Source organism: Streptomyces sp. NPDC002306 (genome assembly GCF_053593435.1).
In genome coordinates this window covers 108706-127110 of sequence record NZ_JBSFCK010000016.1, presented here as the reverse complement: position 1 = coordinate 127110, position 18405 = coordinate 108706, and the positions used below count along the sequence as shown (strand labels likewise).

Below are 18405 nucleotides of genomic sequence, written 5' to 3'. Positions count from 1 at the left end.
TCACGCTTCAGCAAGGAGCCGGCAGCGATGGCCCGCCGCAGCACGAAGACCCCGCCGCCCGACGACGCGTACGAGGAGCGGATCCTCGACATCGACGTCGTCGACGAGATGCAGGGCTCCTTCCTCGAGTACGCGTACTCGGTCATCTACTCCCGCGCTCTGCCGGACGCCCGCGACGGCCTCAAGCCGGTACATCGCCGCATCGTCTACCAGATGAACGAGATGGGCCTGCGCCCCGAGCGTGGCTACGTCAAGTGTGCGCGTGTCGTCGGCGAAGTGATGGGCAAGCTCCACCCGCACGGCGACGCCTCGATCTACGACGCCCTGGTGCGCATGGCCCAGCCGTTCTCCATGCGCGTGCCGCTCGTCGACGGCCACGGCAACTTCGGTTCGCTGGGCAACGACGACCCGCCGGCCGCCATGCGGTACACCGAGTGCAAGGCCGCCGAAGCCGCCAGCCTGATGACGGAGTCCATCGACGAGGACACCGTCGACTTCGCCCCCAACTACGACGGCCAGGAGCAGGAGCCGGTCACCCTGCCGGCCGCCTTCCCGAACCTCCTGGTCAACGGCTCGTCGGGCATCGCCGTCGGTATGGCCACGAACATGCCGCCGCACAACCTCGGCGAGGTCATCGCGGCCGCCCGCCATCTGATCCGCCACCCGGGCGCGGACCTGGACGCCCTGATGCGGTTCGTCCCGGGTCCCGACCTGCCCACCGGCGGCCGGATCGTCGGCCTGACCGGCATCCGGGACGCCTACGAGTCGGGCCGCGGCACTTTCAAGATCCGCGCCACGGTCTCGGTGGAGACCGTCACGGCCCGCCGCAAGGGCATCATCGTCACCGAGCTGCCCTTCACGGTCGGTCCGGAGAAGGTGATCGCCAAGATCAAGGACCTGGTCGGCTCGAAGAAGATCCAGGGCATCGCCGACGTCAAGGACCTCACCGACCGCGAGCACGGCCTGCGCCTGGTCATCGAGATCAAGAACGGCTTCGTGCCGGAGGCGGTCCTGGAGCAGCTCTACAAGCTGACGCCGATGGAGGAGTCCTTCGGCATCAACAACGTCGCCCTGGTGGACGGCCAGCCGCTCACCCTGGGTCTCAAGGAGCTCCTGGAGGTCTACCTCGACCACCGCTTCGAGGTCGTCCGGCGCCGCTCGGAGTTCCGGCGCACCAAGCGCAGGGACCGTCTGCACCTGGTGGAGGGCCTGCTGACGGCGCTCGTCGACATCGACGAGGTCATCCGGCTGATCCGCTCCAGCGACAACTCCGCGCAGGCCAAGCAGCGCCTGATGGAGCGCTTCTCGCTGTCGGAGATCCAGACGCAGTACATCCTGGACACCCCGCTGCGCCGTCTGACCAAGTTCGACCGGATCGAGCTGGAGTCGGAGAAGGACCGGCTCAACACGGAGATCGAGGAGCTGACCCGCATCCTGGAGTCGGACGCGGAGCTGCGCAAGCTGGTCTCGGCCGAACTGGCCTCGGTGGCGAAGAAGTTCGGCACCGAACGCCGTACGGTGCTGCTGGAGTCGGCGGGCGCCGCGACCGCCGCCGTGCCGCTCCAGGTCGCGGACGATCCGTGCCGGGTGATGCTGTCCTCGACCGGTCTGCTGGCCCGCACGGCGAACGGCGAGCCCTTCCCGGAGGACCCCGACGCCAGACGCACCAAGCACGACGTGATCATCTCGGCGGTGCCGGCCACCGCGCGCGGCGAGATCGGCGCGGTCACCTCGGCGGGCCGCCTGCTGCGGATCAACGTCGTCGACCTGCCGCAACTGCCGGACACCGTGTCCGCGCCGAACCTGTCGGGCGGTGCCCCGCTGACGGAGTTCGTCTCGCTCGACGGCGACGAGACCCTGGTCTGCCTGACCACGCTGGACGAGTCGTCCCCCGGCCTGGCCGTCGGCACCGAACAGGGCGTGGTCAAGCGAGTGGTCCCGGACTACCCGACCAACAAGGACGAGTTGGAGGTCATCACCCTCAAGGACGGTGACCGGATCGTCGGCGCGATCGAACTGCGCACCGGCGAGGAGGACCTGGTCTTCATCACGGACGACGCGCAACTGCTGCGCTACCAGGCCTCCCAGGTCCGTCCCCAGGGCCGTGCGGCGGGCGGCATGGCGGGCATCAAGCTCACCGAGGGCGCGAAGGTGATCTCCTTCACGGCGGTCGACCCGGCGGTGGACGCGGTCGTCTTCACCGTCGCCGGTTCGCGCGGCACCCTGGACGACTCCGTGCAGACGACGGCCAAGGTCACCCCGTTCGACCAGTACCCGCGCAAGGGCCGCGCCACCGGAGGCGTCCGCTGCCAGCGGTTCCTGAAGGGCGAGGACTGCCTGTCCCTGGGCTGGGCGGGCCCCGTCCCGGCACGGGCCGCGCAGAAGAACGGCACCCCGGCAGAGCTCCCGGAGATCGACCCGCGCCGCGACGGCTCAGGCGTTTCGCTGGCGAAGACGGTGGCGGTGGTGGCGGGTCCGGTGTAGGTCGGCGCGTTGGTCGGGGTTGCGGGGGCGCCGGCTTGCTGGGTCGGCGGGGGCGCCGGCTTTCCTGGGGCTGCGGGGGGGCTGGCTTTCCTGGGGTTACAGGGGCTGCCTGATCCATCTGGCGTGGGGGTCGGTCGGGTCGGTCGGGCCCGTGTGATCAGCCGAGGCCGTCCGCTTCACCCCGCTCACCCGATTCATCCAGCCCTTCCCCTTCCCCTTCCCCTTCTCCATCATCTGGCTCGCGTACGTAACGGAGGACACCCCACATACCGTGCTCGTCGACGGTGTGCGGGGCGTCGCCCTGGCGGCAGGCCTCCAGTTCCTTGCGGAGGCCTGGTCCGTCGATACCGGAGCCGATGAGCACGAGCTGGGTGACGCTCGGACCGTTGGCCGGCCAGGGCTCCGGGCGGAAGCGGAGGAACGGTCCGACGGTGTGGACGGCGTACCGGTTGTGGACGTCGTACGCGCCGAAGTCGACGTAACCCTTGATCCGGTAGAGCCCCCCGGGCCTGCTGTCGAGGAAGGTCATCAACCGGCGCGGTTCCAGGGGGACTTCGGAGACGAAGGACAGGCTGTCGTACGCCGCGTGCAGGTGACCGCCGTGGTCGCCCCCGCCGTCGTGACCGTGCGGGTCGCCGTGCGGCCCTTCATGGAGCGCTTCTTGAAGGTCGTCGTGCAAGTCGTCGAACGACAACTGCCCGATGCGCTCCTCGCTCGGCCGGCAGTCGAAGAGGAACTCGGGGTCGACGCGGGCGTAGGTGGCGGGGACGACCGCGGCACGGTCGGCGAGGGACCGGACCAGGCCGAGGACCCGCTCGCCGTCCGCCACCCGGTCGAGCTTGTTGACCACGACGAGGTCGGCGAGGCCGAGGTGCCGGTCGATCTCGGGGTGCCGGGCGCGGGTGTCGTCGAACTCGGCGGCGTCGACGACCTCGACGAGTCCGCCGTAGACGACCCGCGGGTTCTCCGTGGCGAGCACCATGCGCACGAGCTCCTGCGGCTCGGCGAGTCCGCTGGCCTCGATGACGATGACGTCGATACCGACGGCCGGGTTCGCGAGCCGTTCGAGGTAGACGTCGAGCTCACTGGCGTCGACGGCGCAGCACAGGCACCCGTTGCCGAGGGAGACGGTGGAGTCGCCGAGCGCGCCCGCCACGGCCATCGCGTCGATCTCGATGGCACCGAAGTCGTTGACGACGGCGCCGATGCGGCTGCCGCCGCTGTGATGGAGGAGGTGGTTGAGGAGCGTGGTCTTGCCGGAGCCGAGGAATCCGGCGAGGACGATCACCGGGATCTGCGGGGTCGGCTGCGGGGGCGACTGCGGACCCGGGCTCGGCTGACGCAACGTGCGACCTCTCTCGCGCCGACGCGTGCACCGGCTCGCGAACCGGCGCACGTGCGAAGAATGAATGCCGCCCCAGCATACGAGCCAGGAACAAATCACGGCTGAGTGAACGATTGTTAGCAGCGCTGACGGGGCAGACGTTGGGCATGGCGCCGAAGTGTGCGACCCTCGCTTCCTTCCGTGCGCCTCCTCTCCGCCTCCCCCGCCGATCAGAGCCGCTCGGCACCCTGGAGGCGGCACGCGCCGCCCATCGCTCGCCGGCCCCCACCAGTCGACCCGCACTCCGACGGCCGGCGGACGGTCGCCTGAATCGGGGGTTGACATGGCCACACGGAAGAACGCAGCGCGAAGGCTGGGAGTCATAGCGGCCTGCCTGCTGCTCGCCACCAGCACAGTGACGCGGGCCACGCGTCAACGCCGCCTCGAGGAGGCACGTCTGGATAGGAAGCGGCTCGAACTCGAGGAACTTGATTCTCGCCGCAGGGCTCTGGCCCACCAGCAGCGCATGCACTGGGAACTTCTGGTCAAGGCCATCGACGATCCCTCCTTGGCGGCGGTGATCGACACCTACGACAAGACCATTCCCGCGGAGAAGCGGCGTCTCTTCCTGTACGCCAACGCGTGGTACGTCAACACGTACCACCTCTACCGGGCAGGGATTCTGGACCAGGAGGAGTTGTACGGGCATCTGCGCGAGTTCTTCCAGAGTCCACTGCTGCGGGAGTACTGGGAGGCTTCCAAGGGGCAGCGCGCGACCCTGAAGCAGTCTTCCGACGAGGCCAGGATCGGTCGCATGGTTGACGGCCTCATCAAGGATCTCGACGAAGCCGACACCGACGAGTGGTGGGTCGTGGGCAACCCGCCGACCGATTGACCTGCGCCGCACCAAGCCAACTCTTGGGTAACTACGACACGGGCGCGTGTCTTTCGCCCGTGTGGGCACGTACGCCTCATGAAGCCCAGTAACCTGCTGCCCACCAGTGTGCCCAATGTAAGGACCGATATCCCTTGAAGATCGTGCGCCGCATCGGTGTGCCTCCAAGCGCCCGCGGTAGTGCCTCAGGAGCCAACTGCCCGGATGTGTTCGAACTCAGTGATGGCAACTTCGCCGTCATCGGCACCGAAGCCACCGAGGCGCTGGACGGGGAACTTCCCCTTGACGCCAGCCGTGCAGACTACGAACGCATCGTCATCGTGAGCCGGGAGACCCTGATCCGCGCCAAAGCGGACATCCCCGACGCCTGACGCCATCGCACGAGCACGCGTCCACCCTGCCCCGTGCCGTCACACAGCCCGGCCGCCGCAACCGTCGAGCGTACCGGGCTCCTCTCGCGAGCCGCCGGCACCCCGTCACCGCTCGTTCATCACCGATGAGGCCTGGCGCCAGAACGGCACCAGGCCACATGCGTCCCTCAGGCCGTGTCAGGCACCGCCACCGGCGCCCCCGGCCCCACATACCGCGCCACCGGGCGGATGATCTTCGAGTCCTCCGCCTGCTCCAGGATGTTGGCGCTCCACCCCACCACGCGGGCCGCCGCGAAGGTGGGGGTGAACATCTCGCGCGGCAGGCCGCAGAGTTCCATGACCACGCCCGCGTAGAACTCGACGTTCGTGTGGAGCGCGCGTCCCGGCTTGAGTTCGGCGAGGATCGCCTCGACGTGGCGTTCGACTTCCACGGCGAACTCGACACGCGGGCCGCCGAAGCGCTGGGCTGTCTCGCGGAGCATCCGGGAACGCGGGTCCTCGGTGCGATAGATCGCGTGGCCGAAGCCCATGATGCGCTCGCCGGCGAGGACACGGGCCCGGATCCAGGGATCGATGCGGTCGGGCGTGCCGATCGCATCCAGGGTGTCCAGCGCCCGGCTGGGTGCACCGCCGTGCAACGGCCCCGACAGCGCACCCACCGCACCGACAAGGCAGGCCGCCACGTCCGCCCCGGTCGACGCGATGACGCGTGCCGTGAAGGTTGACGCATTGAAGCCGTGATCAATGGTTGAGATCAAGTATTGCTCGACGGCCCGGGCGTGCCGCGGGTCCGGCTCGACCCCGGTCAACATGTACAGGTAGTTCGCCGCGTACGACAGGTCCGCACGGGGCTCCACCGGGTCGAGCCCCTGCCGCAGCCGATGCAGTGCGGTGAGCAGCGTCGGTACGGCCGCGGCGGCGACGACCGTGTCCTCGCGGCGCTGTGCGGCGTCGATGTCGTACACCGGGCGGAAGCCCTTGGCCGCGCCGAGCAGGGACAACGCCGTACGCAGGCCGGCGAGTGGTCCGGACTGTCCGCCGGCCACCGCGATGGCCGGCAGTGCCGCTCGCACGTCGTCGGGCAGCCGGCGCAGCGTCGCGGTCCGGGCCGCGAAGGCGGCGCTCTGAGCGGCGTCCGGGAGCTCGCCGTGGACCAGCAGGTGCCAGACGTCCTCGAAACCGCGGGTCCGGGCGAGGTCGACGGCGGAGTACTGGCGGTAGTGATAGAAGCCCTCGATGCCGCGGACGTCACCGATCCGGGTGTCGGTGACGACGACGCCCGCAAGGGCCCCGCGGTACGTCGACAAGAGTGGCAGCCGACCTGTTGACGGACATGATTTCCTCCCTGGAATTGATTCGACTGTCCATGGTTGACTGTTGCCCTGTCAATATTGATTGGATCAAGACATCAGAAGGCGACTACGGTGACCCCCATGCGCGATCAAGAACCCGACTCCGCTCACCCCGGACGGCGGCTGAGCACCAAGGAGGCCGCCGAACTGCTCGGCGTGAAGCCCGAGACCGTGTACGCGTACGTGAGCCGCGGTCAGCTCAGCAGCCAACGCGCGCCCGGCGGCCGCGGCAGCACCTTCGACGCCCAGGAGGTCGAGGCGCTCGCCCGGCGCAACAGGCGGGACAGCGGCGTGAGTTCGGGCACGCCCTTCGACCTGTCGGTACGCACCCGCATCACGCTCATCGACAAGGACCGGTACTACTTCCGCGGCGTGGACGCCACCGAACTGGCCGCGCGCCACTCCTACGAAGAGATCGCCGAGTGGCTGTGGACCGGACGACTGCGCCCGGGCATCGCGTTCACCGCCTCCGAGGCCTCCGTCGCCGTCGCCCGTCGCGCGGTCGGCGCCCTGCCCGAACACAGTGGCCCCGTCGACCGGTTGCGGGTGGCCGCGATCGCCGCGGCGGCGGCCGACCCGCTGCGTTTCGACCTGTCCGAGGACGCCGTGCTCGGCACCGCGCGCGCCCTCATCCCGACACTCGTCGCGGCGCTGCCACCGGTCAGGCGCGGTCACCGCGACACGGGCCCACTGGCCCACCGACTCTGGACGCGCCTGACCGGCCTGGACGCCGACGAGACGTCACTACAGGCCCTGGACACGGCACTCGGGCTGCTCGTCGACCACGACCTGGCCGCCTCCACGCTCGCGGTGCGCGTCGCGGCGTCGGCCCGCGCACACCCCTACGCGGCGGTCTCCGCCGGGCTCGGCGTGATCGAGGGCCCGCTGCACGGCGCTGCCAGCGGGGTCGCCCACCGCCTGCTGCTGGAAGTGCTCGACCAGGGCGACGCCGCTCCCGTGATCGCGGAGGAACTGCGGGCAGGCCGTCGCGTTCCCGGCCTCGGCCACCGGCTCTACCCCGGCGAAGACCCGCGCGCGCGTGCGCTGTTCACCCTTCTGGAGGAGATGCCACGAGCCGCGCCCGGCCTCGCCGCCGCCCGCGACATCGTGACGACCACCGCCCGCCACACCCCGCTGCACGCCAACGTGGACCTCGCCCTCGCCGTGCTCACCACGTCCTGCGGCATGCCCGCCAGCGCGGGCGAGACGATCTTCGCCGTCGCCCGCACGGCGGGCTGGATCGCGCACGCCCTAGAGGAGTACGGCGAACGCCCGCTGCGTATGCGCCCCAGTGGACACTACGTAGGGCCGAAGCCGCCCCAGCCCCTCCCGGAATAGGGCATACGACCGCGGCCGTACCGCGACGTGGACGCGCCCGGAAGTCACCGGGCGCAACTCAGGTTAGGCTCACCTCTGTGAGTACGTGCACGAGCGTCTCGCGGACCCTCGACGAGCCCATTTCGGGTACCGCGGCCACTGCGAGGACCTGGCTCCTGCTGGAACAGCCGGGTCCCTGGGGTGCCCAGGCGCTCACTTCGAGCCACCTGGATCCCTCACTCGGCCGCGCCCTGGAGGCGGCGGCGACCGGCACGGGCGTACGCATCGCGCTCATCCGGCGCCCCGGCCGTCACGCCGACTTCGGCACATCTCCCCTGCGGCAGGTGTACGCGGCCCATACCACTCCCGGAAACGTGTGGTTGCACAGCGCCATGACCGCCGCCCCCGAACGCCTGCTCGACCTGGACTTCGCCGCTCTGGGCAGGGGGGAGCACCAGACCTTCGGGGCCACGCTGCAAGGCAGGCCACACACCGGTGACCCGCTCGCGCTCGTGTGCACCAACGGCAAGCGAGACCGCTGCTGCGCCCTGCTCGGCCGTCCCCTCGCCGCGGAACTCGCCGCCTCGGGCGTGGAGGGCGTCTGGGAGGTCACCCATCTGGGTGGTCATCGTTTCTCCCCGACAGTGCTCGTCCTGCCGTACGGATACGCGTACGGGCGGGCCGAGGCCCACACCGTCAAGGAGGTCCTCCACGGGGCCCAGAAGGGCCGCATCGTCATCGAGGGGTGCCGCGGGAGCTCCGCCTGGGAGCGGCCGGGCCAGGCGGCCGAGCTGGCCGTTCGCACGGCGGTGCACGAACCCGCGGCCGACGTGCTGAGCGTCGTCCGGACGGAGGGCACGGCGCCGCGCTGGGACGTGACCGTCGCGCACGTCGACGGCCGCCACTGGCGGGTCGTCGTGGCGCAGGGTGCCTCGCTGCCGCCCCGCCCGGAGAGCTGCGGCACGTCGATCCTGGGCGCGCCGGCCCGCATGGACGTGGTGGCGGTGCGCGAGCTGACCACGGCGGCGCTGGCAAGCTGAGTTCTCTCGGTCGTGCGGCGTCCCGGGCGCTGTGTCGACTGGAGAAGCGCCCCGCCTCGACCTGATCCTGCTGAACCACTATCCGCCCGACGAGACTCGGCTGGAGGTCGTCCAGAAGATGCGTCGGCGCAGCGACCGAACCGACGTGATCATGGTGACGGGGGTCCGGACCATCGCTTCGGTGCAGGCGGCGATGCGGCAGGGTGCGCTTCAGTACGTGTTTAAACCGTTCGCCTGCGCGGGCCTGCGCGCCGGACTGGTGGCGTACGCAAAAGCTGCGCCGCACCCTGACGAAGGCGGCGAGGTCGAACAGGCCCATGTGGACCGCATGTTCGGTGCGCTGTCGGCACATTCGGAAGCTCCTGGAACGCACAGGCCAGCCACCCTGACCTCAAATACGGCGACGCGGGCCACCCGGAACACCGTTGCGTGTGGGAGACCCGCGCCTGAGGCACGGCCCATGGGGGCGGGGGAAGGGACCGTGCCCTCCCTCTGTACGTATGTCAGCCCGCGGTCTTCTCGACGGACTCGGCCGTGTACGTCTTGCTCAGGTCACCGTCGGCCGCACGCGAGAACTGCACGCTCACGACGACGGGTCAGTACGACGGCAAGGCGACCGCCGCCCCTCGTACCGCTACACAGCCCCCGCCCCCGTCAGCGAACGCACCTCGGTCTCCGCGTGTTTGGCCTCGTCCGGCAGTTCGGCGGAGGTGACCGTGCCGAGCCAGCCGGCGACGAAGCCCAGCGGGATCGACACGAGCCCGGGATTCTCCAGTGGGAAGTACTGGAAGTCGACGCCCGGGAAAAGCGACTGCGGACTCCCCGAGACCACCGGGGACAGCACGACGAGCACCAGCGCCGGCACCAGCCCGCCGTACACCGACCACACAGCGCCTCTCGTGGTGAAGCCACGCCAGAACAGTGAGTAGAGCAGCACCGGCAGATTCGCGGACGCTGCGACAGCGAACGCGAGCCCCACGAGGAAGGCGACGTTGAGGTCACGGGCCAGCAGGCCGAGGGCGATCGCGACCGCCCCGATGCCCACCGCGGCGGTCCGGGCCACGGCCACCTCGCTGTACGGCTCCGTTCGCCGACGCCGCAGCGACGCGTACAGGTCGTGTGCCACGGACGCCGAGGAGGCGAGCGTGATCCCGGCGACCACCGCGAGGATCGTGGCGAAGGCGACCGCCGCCACGATCGCGAACAGGACCGTGCCCCCCGTCGACTCCGCGCCACCGCCCAGGTCGAGCGCCAGCAGGGGAACCGCCGTGTTGCCGGCCGCGTTCGACGCGCGCACCGCGTCCGGGCCCACGATCGCCGCCGCCCCGAACCCGAGGACGATCGTCATCAAATAGAAGCCGCCGATGAGCCCGATCGACCACACGACCGAGCGCCGTGCGGCCCGTGCCGTGGGCACGGTGTAGAAGCGGGACAGGATGTGCGGCAGGCCCGCCGTGCCGAGGACGAGAGCAAGCCCCAGGCTGATGAAGTCGAACCGCGCGGTCCAGTCCCCGCCGTACTTCAGTCCCGGCGCCAGGAACGCCTCCCCGTGACCGCTGCGCGCCGCCGCGGAAAGCAGCAGTCGGTCGAAGTCTCCGTGGAAACGCATCAGGACGAGGACGGTCAGCACGATGGTGCCCCCGAGCAGCATGACCGCCTTGACGATCTGGATCCAGGTGGTGGCCCGCATCCCTCCCAACGACACATAGATCACCATGAGCGCGCCGACGCCGATGACGGTCCAGGCTTGTGCCGCCTCACTCGTCCGCCCGAGGAGCAGGGCGACCAGGCTGCCCGCGCCCACCATCTGCGCCACCAGATAGAGAACGGACACGGTGACCGAGGAAGTTCCCGCCGCGATCCGCACCGGGCGCTCCCTCATCCGTGCCGCGACCACGTCGGCGAGGGTGAACCGACCGCAGTTGCGCACCAGTTCCGCGACGAGGAACAGCACGACCAGCCAGGCCACGAGGAATCCCACGGAGTAGAGCAGCCCGTCGTAGCCGAAAAGCGCGATGAGACCGGAGATACCGAGGAAGGAAGCGGCCGACATGTAGTCGCCCGCAATGGCAAAACCATTCTCTAGGGGTGAGAAGAGCCTGCCGCCCGCGTAGAACTCCTCCGCCGAGCCGTGCCGGTTGCGGCTCACCCATGTCGTGATCCCCAGGGTCACGGCGATGAAGGCGCTGAACAGCAGCAACGCCAGGGTCTGGTGATTGCCCGTCACGACATACCGCCTCTGACTCCTCGGGTCAGTTCCTGAGTGTCCCAGCGCAGTTCGAGCGCGGCCCGGTCCCTGCGCAGCCGCGCGTGCCGGGCGTAGGCCCAGGTGAGCAGGAACGTGCTGAGGAACTGGCCGAGCCCGGCGAGCATCGCCACGTTCACGGCCCCTGCCACGGGTCGCGCCATGAACCCCGGCGCGGTCGTCGCGGTCACCACGTACGCCACGTACCAGCCGAAGAAGACGGCGACCGCCGGCACCACGAACCTCCGGTACCGGCTGCGCACCTCCTGGAAGGCCGCACTCCGCTGCACCTCGAGGTAGACCTCGGCCATGGCCACCGCCCGGCCGTCCTGTTCCCGGCGTGCTTGCGGAACCTGAACCGCCGGCGGCGACGTGGCGGCCGCCTCGCCCCAGCCCGAGGCGAGTGCGTCGTACCAAGGGTCGTCGTACGGCTGGACTTCCGGCGCTGCGGCAGGCGATGAGGCGAGCCGTTCGTGGTTCTCGTCCGGACTCTCTGGAGCGCCCTCGCCTCCGCGTGGGTGCCCGTTGCTTGACTGCATGCCCAAGCATGGACAGATAGGGAAGATCCCCGACTATCTTCCCCCTGCTCTTCACCCCATCAGGTGACTCAACCTGCTGGTGGCCGGGCCACGCCCTTCGCGAACGCGTAACGCACCGCCTGGGCGCGGTCTTTGAGCCCGGTCTTGGCGAACAGGTTGTTGATGTGGGTCTTCACGGTCGCGGTGGAGACGTGCAGTCTGCGGGCGATCTCCTGGTTGCTGAGCCCCTCGGCGATCAGCGCCAGCACGTCGATCTCGCGCGCGGTGAGTCCGTCGGGTGCCTCGGTGGGCGCCACCGGAACAGGTTCGGGTTCCGACAACCGCTCCAGCAGCCGTCGTTGGATGCTCGGCGCCAGCCCCGCCTCGCCGGACAGCACGCTGTGCACGGCCCGCACGATCTCCTCGCCTCCGGCGTCCTTGGTGAGGTAGCCGCGCGCCCCCGCCTTCAACGCCGGAAACAGCGAGTCGTCGTCCGCGAAGGTCGTGAGCACCACCACCTGCGTCCCGGGGTACTGCGACCTGATGCGCCGGGTCGCCTCCACCCCGTCGCACCGCGGCATGCGCAGGTCCATCAGCACCACGTCAGGGCCGAGTTCCGCCACCAGCTCGACCGCCTCGTCCCCGTCCCCCGCGGCACCGACGACCTCGATCCCGGGCAACAGCCCCAGCAGCATCACGATGCCCTCCCGGACCACGGTCTGGTCGTCCACGACCACGACCCGCGCGGGCTTCGTCGCCGCTTCCTGCGTCATGTCGGCACCTTCAACGTCACCACGAACCCCTCTTCGTCCGGCTCCGCCCGGAGTGAGCCGCCCAGCAGTTCGGCGCGCTCCCGCATGCCCAGCAGACCGTACCCGGCCCCCGCGCCGGAGAGTTCGCCCGGCGAACCGCCCGAATCCCTCACGTCCAAGGTCACCTGGTGCGCGCTGTAGTCGAGCCGGACCTCCACCTTGGCGCCCAGGGCATGCTTGCGGACGTTCGTGAGGGCTTCCAGCGCGACCCTGCGCACGGCCTGCGACGCCTCGGCCGGCAGGGCTCTGCGTTCACCCGTGACGGTGACCTCGGCTCCGTCGGCCGCGCGGACGAGCTCTGTCAGGTAATCCTCCAGCGGCGTCAGATCGCCGCGCAGCGCGGACAGTGCCTGCCGGGTCTCGTCGAGGCCCTCCCGAGCCATTCCGCGCGCCGCCACGACCCTCTCCAGGATCCGGTCCCGGTCGGCTCCCCGCTCGATCAGCAACCTGGCCGCCTCCAGGTGCACCAGCTGCGCCGAGAGACTGTGGGCCAGTACGTCGTGGATCTCGCGCGCGATGCGAGCCCGCTCCGCGAGCGCCGCGGATTCCGCCTCGGCCGCCCGCGCCGCCCGCTCCTGGGCGAGCAGCCGCTGGGCGCTGCCTCGCGCCTCGGCATCCAGACGCAGCACGTAGCCGGCGAGGGCGAGCCCGACCGTGGTCGCGGCGGTGGTCAGCCATGAGTCGTTGTTGACCACCGCGTAGGCACCGAGGACCACCGACGTCACCGGCACGGCGGCCATGAGAGGAAGCCGCTCGATGGCGGTGACCGCACAGCCGCACCAGATGACCAGGGCGGGCACCCTGAAGTCGACCGCCTGACCCGCGAGCGCGAGGACGAACAGTACGGTGATCAGCGCGATGGAGGGCCAGAGCCGGTGCGCGAAGGTGGTCCTGAAGAAGCCCCAGGCTGCCGCGGCCGCCAGCAGGACACCCGCCGCAGCGGCCACCACGCCCCAGCCGTGCATGCGGCTGTTGCTGAAGGCACCCCACAGCAGCGCGCCGAGAACCGACAGCCTGACGACCCGACCGAGCAGTCGTCGGCTCTGCACGATCTCCTTGCGCCCGAGCGCCTCCCGCGAGGGCCAACGGGTCCAGGCGTTCTCTGTCACACCCGTTCCTTCCGCGTGGACGGGGGCATGGCGTCACCGTACGCGGCGGCTCGGGCGTCGGCCGAGGCGACGGCTTGCGCCCGCCGGACCAGGATGCCGGAGCGGACCAGCAGGGTGGCCGCGAGGCCGAGCATCAGGGCGGCGCTGTCCTGGTGCACGCCCATCAACGAGCCGAGCGCGACGAGACCCACGCGCAGGCCGATACCGGCGACCCAGACGGCCGCGCTCGCCTTGGCGCTCTTGCTCCACACGGCACCGTCCGGCTCCACCCATATGCGGGTGGTCCAGGCCCAGCCGGCTCCCGTGGCCAGGCCGATGAGGAGTTCGACGCCGAGCAGCAGAGCCGCCGCCGTGTGGTGCTGGGAGTCGAGCACGCCCGGCTCCCGCAGGGCCACCGCAGCCAGGATCACGGGTACGAGCCACCAGCGCCGGTCTGCGTCGACCTGCCGTGCGCGGAACTGGCGCACGACCACCAGGGCGACCACGGCCACGATCACCAACACGTTGACGAGCCCGGACATCGCAGCCTCCGTGAGCGGGAGAGGAGATGCCGACAGCGAGTGCCGCCGACGCCTTCGACGCTACGGAAATGGGCGCGACGGCAGATCGGAGCCGAGGTGGATCATGGGTGGATCCCGGACGGCCCAAGCACTCCACCCGTGGGTGGAGACGCCCCACGATGCCCAGGGCTGGGCGGGGCCGGCCGCGCCCCACGGTCCCGACTCGGGGCATGGGCGAGCGCCACGCGATGCCCGGGGCCGGGCAAGACAGCGAGGTCCAAGCCCTGGGAAGGAGGGCGGAGTGCGCGCCCCAGCCCGGCCCAGCCCGGCTCAGCGAAGGCTGGACCAGCCCAGGGCTGGTCCAGCGTCTATCTCAGCCAGCCCCGGCCACACCTAACACCGCACCCGCCCGCCCCAACCCCGGCACGGGCACAGAACACCAGGCCCGGAACGTCAGACCCCCCGCCCCGGGACTCGGAACCCGAACCCCGGCCAAGAGCGGCACCTACGCGTCGATGCGCGACCGGTCCAGCGTCGCCGCCGAGCTCGAGATGAACTCCTTGCGGGGTGCCACGTCGTTGCCCATCAGCAGATCGAAGACCTGCTCCGCGGACTCCAGGTCGGAGAGGTTGATGCGGCGGAGGGTGCGGTGGCGCGGGTCCATGGTCGTCTCGGCCAGCTGGTCGGCGTCCATCTCGCCCAGACCCTTGTAGCGCTGGATGGAGTCCTTGTACCGGGTGCCCTTGCTCTGGAGCTCCATTAGCTTGTCGCGCAGCTCACGGTCCGAGTACGTGTAGATGTACTTGTCCTGGCCCTTCTTCGGCTGGGTCAGCTCGATCCGGTGCAGCGGCGGCACCGCGGCGAACACCCGGCCCGCCTCGACCATGGGCCGCATGTAGCGGTGGAACAGGGTCAGCAGCAGAGTGCGGATGTGGGAACCGTCCACATCGGCGTCGGTCATCATGATGATCTTGCCGTAGCGGGCCGCCTCGATGTCGAAGGTCCGGCCGGATCCCGCTCCTATGACCTGGATGATCGCACCGCACTCGGCGTTCTTGAGCATGTCCGTCACGGACGACTTCTGGACGTTGAGGATCTTGCCTCGGATCGGCAGCAGCGCCTGGAACTCGGAGTTCCGGGCGAGCTTGGCGGTGCCGAGCGCGGAGTCTCCCTCGACGATGAACAGCTCACTGCGGTCGACGTCGTCGCTTCGGCAGTCGGCGAGCTTCGCGGGCAGTGAGGAAGATTCCAGGGCCGTCTTGCGGCGCTGCGCGTCCTTGTGCTGGCGCGCGGCGATGCGCGTACGGGCGGCGGCGACGGCCTTCTCCAGGACGACGCGAGCCTGGGCCGCGTCGTCACGCTTCGTGGAGGTCAGGAAGGCCTTCAGCTCCTTGGAGATCACCGTGTTCACGATGCGGCGGGCCGCGGATGTACCGAGCACCTCCTTGGTCTGGCCTTCGAACTGCGGTTCGGCCAGACGGACGGTAACGACGGCGGTCAGACCCTCCAGGGCGTCGTCCTTGACGATGTCGTCCTCAGCGACGCGCAGCAGCTTCTTGGTCCGCAGGACCTCGTTCATCGTCTTGGCGACGGCCTGTTCGAAGCCGGCGATGTGAGTACCGCCCTTGGGGGTGGCGATGATGTTGACGAACGACTTGAGTGTCGTGTCGTAGCCGGTTCCCCAGCGCAGCGCGACGTCGACGCCGAGCTCCCGGGTGACCTCCGTCGGAGTCATCTGCCCGTGGTCGTCCAGGACCGGAACCGTCTCCTTGAAAATGCCCTGGCCGGTGAAGCGGAGGACATCGCAGACGGCCTTGTCGGTGGCCAGGTACTCGCAGAACTCGCTGATGCCGCCGTCGAAGCGGAAGGACTCCTCGCCCTTGCTGCCGCCCTCCCCGAGGCCGTACTCGTCGCGGACGACGATCGTCAGGCCGGGCACCAGGAAGGCGGTCTGGCGGGCGCGCTGGTGGAGGTTCTCCAGGGAGAGCTTGGCGTCCTTGAGGAAGATCTGCCGGTCCGCCCAGTACCGCACGCGCGTACCGGTGCGGTTCTTGGCGATCCGCTTGGTCTTGCGCAGGCCGCCCGTCTCGAACTTCGCGTCGGGGCCCTCGGCGACGAAGGCGCCGGGAACACCGCGCCGGAAACTGATGGCGTGGGTGTGACCGCTGCGGTCCACCTCGACGTCCAGCCTGGCCGACAGGGCGTTCACCACGGAGGCGCCGACGCCGTGCAGACCGCCGGAGGCCGCGTACGAGCCACCGCCGAACTTGCCGCCGGCGTGCAGCTTGGTCATGACGACCTCGACGCCGGACAGACCGGTCTTGGGCTCGACGTCGACCGGGATACCCCGGCCGTTGTCGCGCACCTCCACCGAGCCGTCGTCGTGCAGGATCACGTCGATGTGGTCGCAGTAGCCGCCGAGGGCCTCGTCCACGGAGTTGTCGATGATCTCCCACAGGCAGTGCATCAGGCCGCGGCTGTCGGTGGAGCCGATATACATACCCGGGCGCTTGCGTACGGCCTCGAGGCCCTCGAGGACGAGCAGGTGCCGCGCGGTGTAGTTGGAACCGTCCCGGTCAGCTCCTGCCAGCAGCGCTGTGGACGGCACGGACGTTTCGGCGGTCACGCGGTTCGCTCCTCGCTGAATTTCAATGGGGGCCCTTCTGGGTAAGGGCGCGGCTTGGGTCGCCGTCAAGAGGGTACCGAGGCCTGGTAGAGCCGTTGTAACGCCACCCACTTCCGAACTCACAGTAGTCCAGAGTCGCATATCTGTTCGATCCCTCGTTGGAGTGAAGTACATATCACGTTCCCTTCGGGGCATGAACCATTTAGGCTCCGGGCACGTCCTCATGAACAAACCGGCAACCCGGCCGGGAGGATCCGACCATGATCGACAGCGCGAAACCGTAAGCCGACAGACACGCAATACGGCACATTCGCCGCTAAACCGGCAGCAACCTGCCGCCTCGGAAGAATTTTTCGAGGAGAAGCCACGAGCGGGAACGTTTTGGGGCTGGTTGGATGTTGACCCTGGTACGACAGCTCGTCGAGCTAGAGAAGAGGCGACGTGACTACTGTTCTGACCCCCGCGAGCCCGCTGACGGCGGCTGATCGCTGCGACCGCTGCGGCGCCCAGGCATACCTGCGCGTCGTCCTGGTGAGCGGCGGAGAACTGCTCTTCTGCGCCCACCACGGCCGCAAGTTCGAGCCGGAACTCAAGAAGATCGCCGCTGAGATACAGGACGAGACGGAGCGGCTGACCTCCGTTCCGGAATCCTCCCCCGACGACGACCGCTGACGCTTCGGATCCACGACGAGCCAGCTCCGGCAGAGGCCGGCGCACGGGCGGCCGCCCCCCGAACGCGGGAGACGGCCGCCCGACTCGTGAAGAGGACTTCCGTGCGTCACCCCGGAACAAGGGGGCCGGGCCGCTGAGCGCCCGAACGCCCGACCAGGCCGCTGGGCGACCGGCCGGGCGCTCTCTCGACGCACCGACGCTCAGAAAGCGTCAGCGGGCTCTGCGCGCCCCCTGTGTCGGGGCTGTGCGGCTCTGGCTCAGCACCCGTACGACGTCGGAGACGCGTGTGTAGACGCCAGGGTTCCCGGGCCGCCCACAGCCGCTCCCCCACGACACGAGCCCGATCAGCTTGCCTCCGGCCACCAGCGGGCCGCCGCTGTCCCCCTGACAGGCGTCAGGGCCTCCCGCGGTCTCGCCGGCACACAGCATGGTCGCGGCCAGATACCTTCCGTCGGCACTGCCGGGATAGGCCTGCTCACACTGAGCGTCGGGCAGCACGTGCACATGCGCCCCCCTGAGGCTGCGCACATAGTCACCGCCCCCCGTGACGTCGCCCCATCCGTAGACCGTGGCGGCCGTCCCCGGCTCGTACGCGGAATCACCCACCGCGGCCATCCCGATGACCGAGCCTGCGGGCAGTGGCTTCGCCAGCGTCAGCACCGCGAAGTCACCGGCATTACTGAAGCTGTCGTAGCTCGGATTCACCCAGGTGTCGCGTACGGCGATCTCCTGGCCCTGGGACGAGAGCAGATCGGTGCGGCCCGCGATGACCTTGAGGTCCGTCGCACGGTCCGGTGGCGCCCCCAGGACCTCCTCGCCCATGCAGTGGGCGGCTGTGAGGACTGTGGTCGGACCGATCGCCACCCCACCGCAGAACTGCCCCGCCCGCGTACCCCCGAACCGGTCACGGCTGGACACCGCCACCGTCCAGGGGCTGCTGGACACATCGACGGGGAATCCGCCCACGACGATGCTGTCGGCGGCCACGGGGGTGGTGGAGACCAACGGTATGGCAGCCGCCACAGCCGCCAGCATCACCGGCCGGGCCAGGGCCCGGAAAGAAAGACGACGCATGCACCGATCCTCACTCTGGGGTGTTCATGGGAGACCCAGAGTGATCCAGTGCGTGGCGGCGCGCAC

Annotated in this window: 14 protein-coding genes and 2 pseudogenes; 7 read left to right on the top strand and 9 right to left on the bottom strand. The window is 69.7% G+C overall.

What is annotated here, in order from left to right; translation table 11 throughout:
* The first annotated feature begins 27 nt into the window (after nt 1-27).
* Complete coding sequence (locus ACWCQK_RS27350; RefSeq protein WP_451159268.1) at nt 28-2484, top strand: DNA gyrase/topoisomerase IV subunit A; 2457 nt, start codon at nt 28-30, stop codon at nt 2482-2484.
* A 157-nt stretch (nt 2485-2641) separates the two neighbouring features.
* Here the strand turns inward: ACWCQK_RS27350 and ACWCQK_RS27345 are convergent, their stop codons facing one another.
* Nucleotides 2642-3829 (bottom strand): CobW family GTP-binding protein, encoded by a 1188-nt coding sequence (locus tag ACWCQK_RS27345; protein WP_451159266.1) that lies wholly within the window; start codon nt 3827-3829, stop codon nt 2642-2644.
* A 322-nt stretch (nt 3830-4151) separates the two neighbouring features.
* Here ACWCQK_RS27345 and ACWCQK_RS27340 point away from each other — a divergent pair, with 322 nt between their 5' ends.
* Both ACWCQK_RS27340 and ACWCQK_RS27335 read left to right on the top strand, forming a co-directional pair.
* A complete protein-coding gene (locus tag ACWCQK_RS27340; RefSeq protein ID WP_451159264.1) occupies nt 4152-4703 on the top strand; it encodes a DUF6082 family protein in 552 nt (183 codons plus the stop codon).
* Between the two features lie 134 nt (nt 4704-4837).
* Nucleotides 4838-5074: a hypothetical protein gene (locus ACWCQK_RS27335; protein WP_451159262.1), complete on the top strand. Its 237-nt coding sequence runs from the start codon at nt 4838-4840 to the stop codon at nt 5072-5074.
* A gap of 167 nt (nt 5075-5241) precedes the next feature.
* Here the strand turns inward: ACWCQK_RS27335 and ACWCQK_RS27330 are convergent.
* Nucleotides 5242-6409, bottom strand: a pseudogene (locus ACWCQK_RS27330) (citrate synthase/methylcitrate synthase).
* Between the two features lie 98 nt (nt 6410-6507).
* Between ACWCQK_RS27330 and ACWCQK_RS27325 the strand changes: the two are divergent.
* From ACWCQK_RS27325 to ACWCQK_RS27315, 3 genes and pseudogenes are all read left to right on the top strand, one after another.
* On the top strand, nt 6508-7764 hold the full coding sequence (locus ACWCQK_RS27325) for a citrate synthase family protein (protein ID WP_451159260.1): 1257 nt from the start codon (nt 6508-6510) through the stop codon (nt 7762-7764).
* 77 nt (nt 7765-7841) lie between these two features.
* Entirely contained in the window at nt 7842-8783 is a 942-nt protein-coding gene (locus ACWCQK_RS27320; protein WP_451159258.1) for a sucrase ferredoxin, read from the top strand.
* Nucleotides 8784-8832: 49 nt separating this feature from the next.
* Nucleotides 8833-9233, top strand: a pseudogene (locus tag ACWCQK_RS27315) (response regulator); the annotation flags it as partial.
* Between the two features lie 184 nt (nt 9234-9417).
* On the opposite strand, the gene ACWCQK_RS27310 reads toward ACWCQK_RS27315, so the two are convergent.
* From ACWCQK_RS27310 to ACWCQK_RS27285, 6 genes are all read right to left on the bottom strand, one after another.
* Nucleotides 9418-11010 (bottom strand): solute symporter family protein, encoded by a 1593-nt coding sequence (locus ACWCQK_RS27310; protein ID WP_451159256.1) that lies wholly within the window; start codon nt 11008-11010, stop codon nt 9418-9420.
* Nucleotides 11007-11567 (bottom strand): DUF485 domain-containing protein, encoded by a 561-nt coding sequence (locus tag ACWCQK_RS27305; protein WP_451159254.1) that lies wholly within the window; start codon nt 11565-11567, stop codon nt 11007-11009. The genes ACWCQK_RS27310 and ACWCQK_RS27305 overlap by 4 nt, the downstream gene beginning before the upstream one ends.
* 68 nt (nt 11568-11635) lie before the next feature.
* Nucleotides 11636-12319: a response regulator gene (locus ACWCQK_RS27300; protein ID WP_451159252.1), complete on the bottom strand. Its 684-nt coding sequence runs from the start codon at nt 12317-12319 to the stop codon at nt 11636-11638.
* Nucleotides 12316-13467 (bottom strand): sensor histidine kinase, encoded by a 1152-nt coding sequence (locus ACWCQK_RS27295; RefSeq protein ID WP_451159250.1) that lies wholly within the window; start codon nt 13465-13467, stop codon nt 12316-12318. The genes ACWCQK_RS27300 and ACWCQK_RS27295 overlap by 4 nt, the downstream gene beginning before the upstream one ends.
* Nucleotides 13464-13988, bottom strand: coding sequence for a DUF1453 domain-containing protein (locus tag ACWCQK_RS27290; protein WP_451159248.1), 525 nt, complete (start codon nt 13986-13988; stop codon nt 13464-13466). Before ACWCQK_RS27290 ends, ACWCQK_RS27295 begins: the two co-directional genes overlap by 4 nt.
* A 484-nt stretch (nt 13989-14472) precedes the next feature.
* Complete coding sequence (locus ACWCQK_RS27285; RefSeq protein WP_451159246.1) at nt 14473-16593, bottom strand: DNA gyrase/topoisomerase IV subunit B; 2121 nt, start codon at nt 16591-16593, stop codon at nt 14473-14475.
* Nucleotides 16594-17034: 441 nt separating this feature from the next.
* Here ACWCQK_RS27285 and ACWCQK_RS27280 point away from each other — a divergent pair, with 441 nt between their 5' ends.
* Nucleotides 17035-17265, top strand: coding sequence for a DUF7455 domain-containing protein (locus ACWCQK_RS27280; RefSeq protein WP_451159244.1), 231 nt, complete (start codon nt 17035-17037; stop codon nt 17263-17265).
* 210 nt (nt 17266-17475) lie between these two features.
* Here ACWCQK_RS27280 and ACWCQK_RS27275 read toward each other — a convergent pair whose 3' ends face one another.
* Nucleotides 17476-18339 (bottom strand): S1 family peptidase, encoded by an 864-nt coding sequence (locus ACWCQK_RS27275; protein ID WP_451159242.1) that lies wholly within the window; start codon nt 18337-18339, stop codon nt 17476-17478.
* Between the last annotated feature and the right edge of the window lie 66 nt (nt 18340-18405).

Bases quoted from the DNA above. Each gene is read 5' to 3' on its own strand.
- ACWCQK_RS27350 (WP_451159268.1), top strand. From the start codon at position 28: ATGGCCCGCCGCAGCACGAAGACCCCGCCGCCCGACGACGCGTACGAG.
- ACWCQK_RS27340 (WP_451159264.1), top strand. From the start codon at position 4,152: ATGGCCACACGGAAGAACGCAGCGCGAAGGCTGGGAGTCATAGCGGCC.
- ACWCQK_RS27325 (WP_451159260.1), top strand. From the start codon at position 6,508: ATGCGCGATCAAGAACCCGACTCCGCTCACCCCGGACGGCGGCTGAGC.
- ACWCQK_RS27305 (WP_451159254.1), bottom strand. From the start codon at position 11,567: ATGCAGTCAAGCAACGGGCACCCACGCGGAGGCGAGGGCGCTCCAGAG.
- ACWCQK_RS27300 (WP_451159252.1), bottom strand. From the start codon at position 12,319: ATGACGCAGGAAGCGGCGACGAAGCCCGCGCGGGTCGTGGTCGTGGAC.
- ACWCQK_RS27290 (WP_451159248.1), bottom strand. From the start codon at position 13,988: ATGTCCGGGCTCGTCAACGTGTTGGTGATCGTGGCCGTGGTCGCCCTG.
- ACWCQK_RS27275 (WP_451159242.1), bottom strand. From the start codon at position 18,339: ATGCGTCGTCTTTCTTTCCGGGCCCTGGCCCGGCCGGTGATGCTGGCG.